Annotated in this window: 1 protein-coding gene; it reads right to left on the reverse strand. The window is 49.0% G+C overall.

The genetic code is table 11. The features are described 5' to 3' along the window. The coding region (locus ACFEL9_RS26085; RefSeq protein WP_385896337.1) for a hypothetical protein at window positions 1–1,094 on the reverse strand (1,094 nt) is incomplete at both ends.

A 1,094-nucleotide genomic window follows, 5' to 3' on the forward strand; every position in this document is an offset into this window, starting at 1 on the left:
GTAATGGACTGGCCGTTCCAGCTATATGGTAATGCAGCAGGACAGAGTGTAACAGTCTCTTCACCGGTTACTGCAGGATTGATTACTAAATGCAGCGTAGCAATGGAATCACAACCATTGGCGGCAGTAAGCGTTGCCGTATAATCACCGGCATCGGTAATGGACTGGCCGTTCCAGCTATATGGTAATGCAGCAGGACAGAGTGTAACAGTCTCTTCACCGGTCACTGCTGGATTGATTACCAGGTGTAATGTCGCAACCGAGTCACAACCATTGGCAGCAGTAAGTGTTGCCGTATAATCACCGGCATCGGTAATGGATTGACCGTTCCAGCTATATGGTAATGCAGCAGGACAGAGTGTAACCGTTTCTTCACCGGTCACTGCTGGATTGATTACCAGGTGTAATGTAGCAACCGAATCACAACCACTGGCTGCAGTAAGTGTAGCCGTATAATCACCGGCATCGGTAATGGACTGGCCGTTCCAGCTATATGGTAATGCAGCAGGACAGAGTGTAACAGTCTCTTCACCGGTTACTGCAGGATTGATTACTAAATGCAGTGTAGCAACCGAGTCACAACCATTGGCGGCAGTAAGCGTTGCCGTATAATCACCGGCATCGGTAATGGACTGGCCGTTCCAGCTATATGGTAATGCAGCAGGACAGAGTGTAACAGTTTCTTCACCGGTTACTGCAGGATTGATCACCAGGTGTAATGTGGCAATCGAATCACAACCATTGGCGGCAGTAAGCGTTGCCGTATAATCACCGGCATCGGTAATGGACTGGCCGTTCCAGCTATATGGTAATGCAGCAGGACAGAGTGTAACAGTTTCTTCACCGGTTACTGCAGGGTTGATTACTAAATGCAATGTCGCAACCGAGTCACAACCATTAGCTGCAGTGAGTGTTGCCGTATAATCACCGGCATCGGTAATGGACTGGCCGTTCCAGCTATATGGTAATGCAGCAGGACAGAGTGTAACAGTCTCTTCACCGGTCACTGCTGGGTTAATTACTAAATGCAATGTCGCAACCGAGTCACAACCATTAGCGGCAGTGAGTGTAGCCGTATAATCACCGGCATCGGT

This window comes from Terrimonas alba, assembly GCF_042434975.1.
In the GTDB taxonomy this organism is placed as follows: Bacteria; Bacteroidota; Bacteroidia; order Chitinophagales; family Chitinophagaceae; genus Terrimonas_B; species Terrimonas_B alba.